The sequence below is a fragment of the Halalkalibacter kiskunsagensis genome (genome assembly GCF_037027555.1).
In the GTDB taxonomy this organism is placed as follows: Bacteria; Bacillota; Bacilli; order Bacillales; family Bacillaceae_D; genus Halalkalibacter; species Halalkalibacter kiskunsagensis.
In genome coordinates, this window is the sequence record NZ_JAXBLX010000086.1 from 1 (window position 1) to 6484 (window position 6484).

Sequence of the window (6484 nt, forward strand, 5' to 3'; positions counted from 1 at the left end):
TTACTAAATTGCTAAACATTGACGAGAAAACATGTTTCTCTATTTCGCTTGGCTTTTGTTCAGTTTTCAAAGAACTCTTCGTTGTTACTATCCAGTAACATCTGTCACTCGTTAGCGACATTCACTATCATAACACAACAACCAATTCCACGCAACAACTTTTTTAAAAAGACATTTCCGTGAGTTGTTATGAAACAAACAGTCGTTAACTGCGACAATTAATATTATATCACACACAAAAATTCTGCGCAATAGATATTTTAAAAATGTTTTTTACGGCTAGATTTAATAATTTAACATAACATATAACCATTAGCAACATATTAATTACATCATCTAAATTCTGTAGAAGCTGTCACGCATGTCTTCTCGCTGGCGGGTTGCAGATAATACAGCTCACAGGGATATTATATAATTAACTTATTTAAGTATCTAAAAGTACATAATCAGCGGTTCTATACTTGACTAAAACAAATAGTCGCTATCCATCACGTACACTTTCCTCGTCTTAAAATACCGGACGCTAGATCTATTACTTGAATTGCAATTAGTGTCCAACTAACTATTGGTTTGATTACCAACCCCACATCCAAAACGTGATGTTGTCAGACCAGGAATTTCATCAACAAACGGACTAATGGCCTCACGATCCTTATAATAATAGCCTGTTGTAGCCATTTCTGGTGTAACGATCAGCTTTGCTCCATGGCAAGCCGCTTCCTCTACTACTTTTAATAATGATTCGATATTAGTGTTACGCTTATTTAATACAGGATTAAACTGAATACAAGCAACTTTAAATGCTTTCTTTTCTTCATTCATAGAAAACCTCTCTGGAATTAGTCTGCTATTCCACATGCTTCTGCCAAAACTTCTACAAGATGGAGACTTCGAATCGATGCAGCCTCTCCAATTCGTTCTACACCTACATTCATTTGCAACAAACACCCTGGGTTCGTCGTAACAATCGTTTTCGCTTGTGACCTCTGTACGTCTTTCATTTTCTCATCCAATATTTCCATCGACTCATCAAAATGTAGAAGGTTGTAGATCCCTCCTGATGCACAACAACGATCACTGCTCTTAAGCTCAACATAGGTTGCTCCTGGGATCTGTGCGAGCAGTTCACGCGGCGGATCAATGATCCCTTGAACATTTCTAAGATGACACGAATCTTGATACGTGATGATCCCTTCCCACTCTTTTTTAAAAGGCAAAGGTCCATAATGAACTAATAACTCACTAATATCCTTTGATTTTGTCACAAATGCCTTGGATCGTTCATACCACTCGGGCTCATCTGCAAGTAATTGATCGTATTCATGCAGCATCGCGCCACACCCTCCTGCATTATTAACATAAAAGTCAGCCCCACTATTCTCAAAAGCGGTTATATTGGATTTCGCAAGTTCCTTTGCTTGATCCTTCATACCTTGATGCGTATGAAGAGCCCCGCAGCATTGTTGTTTATCAACAACCGTAACCTCACAACCTGCAAGCGCTAACAATTCGATGGTTTGACGATTAATTTTATACATAAGTCCATCCATTAGACAGCCAGTAAAAAAAGCAACTTTCCCTTTGGTTTCTCCTTTTGCTTGAATCACTTGACCAAACTTAGTTCGTTTCAACGGTCCCTCTAGCTGCGGAAGAGCTTTTTCAAGCTGCCCCATAGCTGGAGATATTTTTTCAAGCATTTTTGTTTTTTGTACAAACTTACTAACACCAAGTGTTTGATACACCCAAGTTAAGTTTCCGATCGTTCTCATTCTCGCTGGGTAAGGAAATATTTTCGTTAACACTAAGCTTTTCAGCTGAACTTGCTTACTAGACTTTTCTTCTATTTGTTTGGTGGCAATGACTTCTTTTGCCGACTCTAAAATATGCCCGTACGGTACATTGACTGGACAAGCGACTTCACACGCTCTACACCCTAAACATAAATCAATAGGCTCTGTGAGATGCTCCTTAATATCAATCTTGCCTTCTGCCGCCATTTTCACTAGATTGATTCGACCACGTGGAGACGCGGATTCTTTTCCCATTGATTTATACGTTGGACAAGCTGGCAAGCAATAACCGCATTGAATGCATTGGTTCGTTTCCTCGTACGATAATTGATGAAGCTGCCTGACATGTTTATCTTCGACAATTGGTAGTGTTACTTGTTTTTTGACTGTACTCATTCTGTCAGCACCACCTTTTTCACCCCTGGTTTAGGGAAGATTTTCCCTGGATTCAAAATATGATTGGGGTCCCACGCTTCTTTAATCGACTTCATTAAATCAACGCCAGCTTCTCCTAGCTCCATCTCTAAATAAGGAGCTTTTAACGTGCCAATTCCGTGTTCACCCGATAACGTTCCACCTAACTCAACAGCCACTTCAAATATTTCACTAACCGCATCCTCTACTCTCTTCATTTCCTCGATATTGCGTTTGTCGGTAATAATATTCGGATGCATATTCCCATCACCGGCATGACCAAATACAACAAGCGTTAATTGATATTTTTCACGAATTTCTTTTAATCGTTCCATCATCGCTGGAATCTGACTTCTTGGTACCGTTGCGTCCTCAGAAATTTTTGTAGGACCAAGTTCTGTGATAGCAGGAGAGACCATTTTTCTCGCTCTCCAGATTTCATCACGCTCGTGGTCGGAGTTTGCTACTTTTACGGAGGTAGCGCCAACAGAAAAACAAATCTCTTCACATGCTCGAATTTCTTCATCAATTGCTAATGGATGACCGTCCACTTCAATGATGATCAAGGCTTCCGCATCGATCGGCAAGCCACATGGTTGAAAGTTTTCGACCGCTCGTATACACGAATTGTCCATCAGCTCCATCGCAGCAGGGAGAATTCCGTTTGCTAAAATTTTCGTAATCGCATACCCCGAATCCACAAGCTGATTAAATGTCGCTAGGAGTGTTTTTCTTGCCTTTGGTTTAGGAATTAACCTTAAGGTTACCTCTGTTACAATCGCAAGCGTTCCTTCTGAGCCAACAATCAGCCTAGTTAAGTCATATCCTGTAACATTTTTCACCGTTTTCCCACCAGTACGAACAATCTCTCCCTTTGGAGTAACGATTTCAAGCCGAATCACATATTCCTTCGTCGTCCCATACTTTAAGCCCTTAGGACCACTTGAATTTTCAAGAAGATTTCCCCCAATCGTTGAAACATGTGAACTGCTTGGATCAGGTGGATAAAACAACCCTACCTCTTCGGCCGCTAGATGGATATCAGCTGTAATCACACCAGGTGATGCGATCGCCAGTAAATTTTCTTTATCAATCACAAGTTTTTTGTTCATTCGTGACATATCAAGAACCACGCCTCCCTCCACTGGTAAGGGCCCCCCACTTAAGGAAGTCGCTGAACCACGTGGATAAATCGGCACAAGATACTTATTTGCTAATTTCACCACTTTACTAATTTCATCAGGATCTTTTGGTTGAATGACCAGTTCCGGTAAGTACTCCCCAAATGATGCATCAAAGCTATAGGAATATAGATCTTCTAACTCTGTTAACACTCGCGTTTCTGGAATAAAGTTATAGATTGCTTGAATAAATTCTTGATTCATGGACGTTCACTCCAATCACTCATGCTACTTTAAAGCCCTAATAGCTGTTTTGGATTATCGACAATCATTCTTGTAATCTCTTTATCTGTTAAACCCGCGTGAAGCATATCATCAATGAATTGACTTAACGCTTCAATAGGTGGGATATTGTGACTCTGGCCATAATCTGTGACCATAACACAGGAATCAGCTCCTAATACTTTTATCGACTCTGCCATATCCCCTTTTTTAATATCATTAAAATCATCACTGCAAGCTAAATAGCATTTCTCAAGAATGCACCCTTTTTTGACAAGTTCTCTTTCCAACTGATGAGGAACACGGGCAATTCCCAGATCAGTATGTTGGATTAAGATTTTCTCTACTTTATGTTCAATCGCTGCATCAACTAATACCTCAACCTCTGCTGGTGCTAAATGGCCCGTTGCAAGAACCACATTTGCTTCAGCAATCAACTCAAGAATTTCGTGAACTTCTGGTAGAATCTTTTTATTCTCATCCCAAATTTCAAGTCCATACGTGTGAGCAAGGTTTTTCTCACTATTAAAAAACTTTGTCTCCTTTTTTCCAAAGTAACGTTGATGCTGCTCTGCAGAGAATGTTGGCATCCAAATTACTTTAGCCCCTAAACGAATCGCTGTATCCACCGTCGCAGGAGAAAGTCCACCTGTAAAATGATTACATACTAACCCACCATATACATGCAGACCCGGTTCTTTTCCACGAATCAATGTAGCTCTGTCGACTGTTTGAGCTTCATGAGCCTTTAATACGAGACCTGCCATTTGAGCTTTCTTTGCATCTTCAATTAACTCCCAATCCGTTTGTCTTCTTGGAAATAAACTTGGTGCACTGTGAACATGCAGCTCAATAGCTCCCTTTAGTAACGGATGAAATTCAGTGGTCATAGTTGAAACTCCCCTTTAATTACAAAATGGTTTATTAATAGTCTTGCAAGAACTGTGCCACTCACTGAAATCCTCATTCAAACTGTAACAAGTGACAGATTTCATTCTCAAAAAACAGATGGAGATACCAAGTATTTGTAAAAAAATTTTACGTTCTCAAACTAATTTTTTTACAATTTGATTGAGATAGATACCTGACCATTTGATCAAAAGTAAACAAGAAAAAGCACGCTTACATCTGCAAACGTACAGGTGATTATGAAATAACCAACTCTTTAGTAAAAGTAGAAGCCTACTCGTTACCAAGTAGACTCACAATTTTACAACCCTGCTTCACGTTTTAGTGCTCTTTTCATTTACCTTCTTTCTCTTATTCCTCTTCATTGCTTTCAAAAGGAAACCACCTTTAAATCTTCTCGGTTCATAGGAAATAATAAAAGCTTTCGGTTCACATTCTTCTATTAATAGGATCAGTTCATCTTCTCGACTTCTTTTTGTTAACAGCTCAAGTTGATAGCGCTTACTATCTTTACCTTCCCCTTCAAAGACAGTAACTCCAAACCCTTCATTTCTTAAGAATGAAATCAATTCTTCATTTTTTCTTTCTAAATTAACAATTAACGATGTATAGCCAATTGCTAACTTTCTTTCTACATAAGCACCTAGCAAAATACCTATACCAAACCCAACTGCATAGACAATCATAGCTAACGTAGATGATTCTCCAGATAAAACAATTGATAAGCCAAATACGTAGATCAAACCTTCTAGCACAGCAAGCTGTGATGCAATAACACTCAAACCTTTAACTAGAAAAATCGTTCTGAGGGTAAGAAGGGGGACATAGATCAGCTGAAGTAATAAAATTAATAGTGTCTCCTTCAAACTTCCCCCTTCCACTTGGTTTCGTTACTCACACCAAGAAAATTAGACTTTGCTTAAATATAATTTTCTTAGTTGAGATTTAGTACTTATTTTAAATATCGATATAGATATTTTATAAAGCCTTTCTCTACAAAGCGACTTTATTTCCGCTAGTAAAAAATATCTGAAAATCATCTAAGATTAACAGTATTCCTATAACATAGTTTCTAAAAAAATCTTACTTTCGCTGTAGCACAGAGTAGGACAAACTTTTATAAAAATGTAAAAGTTATATTAATATTCTTTCACAACAAAACAACTATTTATCTCCTTTAAGGTTTTACAAGGGACATGTAGTGCCCGAGAAACTTATTCACGGCGGCACCATCGCACCAGAGCTCTTCATCGCCTTGAGCGTGATATTTATGCACACTAAAAAAGACAACCCTATTGGGTTGTCTTTTATCTGCCTGGCAACGTCCTGGCTCGCCATTTCTCTTCTACGGGGAAGCTTGACTTGATGCTTTTTCATTGAAGGGGATTCTTGATGTTTTACGAAGAGAAACGCGCTCGTCTCACAGGGGGACATGATGTATTTCAGGGAAGCTTATTCACGATGTGACCATCGGCTCATTCGAAGAAGATGTTGCCCCTTCAAGAATTGCTTTCTCTTCATGCAGTTCTCCCTTCCTCCTTACCTTGTGCGGTGGAGCCTGGCAACGTCCTGGCTCGCCATTTCTCTTCTACGGGGAAGTCGGACTTGATGCCTTTTCTTGGAAGTTGATTCACGAAGTTTTACGAACAGAAACGTGCTCGTCTCACAGGGGGACACGATGTTTTTCAGAGAAGTTTATTCACGATGTAACCATCGGCTCATTCGAAGAAGATGTTGCCCCTTCAAGAATTGCTTTCTCTTCATGCAGTTCTCCCTTCCTCCTTACCTTGTGCGGTGGAGCCTGGCAACGTCCTGGCTCGCCATTTCTCTTCTACGGGGAAGTCGGACTTGATGCCTTTTCTTGGAAGTTGATTCACGAAGTTTTACGAACAGAAACGTGCTCGTCTCACAGGGGGACACGATGTTTTTCAGAGAAGTTTATTCACGATGTAACCATCGGCTCATTCG

At 39.6% G+C, this 6484-nt stretch carries 5 protein-coding genes; all 5 read right to left on the reverse strand.

Annotated elements, in window-relative coordinates:
- Positions 1-558: 558 nt before the first annotated feature.
- The 5 genes from SLH51_RS24155 to SLH51_RS24175 all read right to left on the reverse strand — a co-directional run bounded on the left by SLH51_RS24155 (position 559) and on the right by SLH51_RS24175 (position 5382).
- Complete coding sequence (locus SLH51_RS24155; protein ID WP_335964135.1) at positions 559-822, reverse strand: nitrilase-related carbon-nitrogen hydrolase; 264 nt, start codon at positions 820-822, stop codon at positions 559-561.
- Between the two features lie 17 nt (positions 823-839).
- Positions 840-2186: a (Fe-S)-binding protein gene (locus tag SLH51_RS24160; RefSeq protein ID WP_335964136.1), complete on the reverse strand. Its 1347-nt coding sequence runs from the start codon at positions 2184-2186 to the stop codon at positions 840-842.
- On the reverse strand, positions 2183-3589 hold the full coding sequence (locus SLH51_RS24165; protein ID WP_335964138.1) for an FAD-binding oxidoreductase: 1407 nt from the start codon (positions 3587-3589) through the stop codon (positions 2183-2185). The genes SLH51_RS24160 and SLH51_RS24165 overlap by 4 nt, the downstream gene beginning before the upstream one ends.
- Positions 3590-3618: 29 nt before the next feature.
- The gene (locus SLH51_RS24170) at positions 3619-4497 is read right to left on the reverse strand and encodes a DUF6282 family protein (RefSeq protein ID WP_335964140.1); all 879 of its coding nucleotides are present in this window, start codon (positions 4495-4497) and stop codon (positions 3619-3621) included.
- A gap of 333 nt (positions 4498-4830) precedes the next feature.
- Entirely contained in the window at positions 4831-5382 is a 552-nt protein-coding gene (locus SLH51_RS24175; protein WP_335964142.1) for a DUF2179 domain-containing protein, read from the reverse strand.
- Positions 5383-6484 lie beyond the last annotated feature (1102 nt).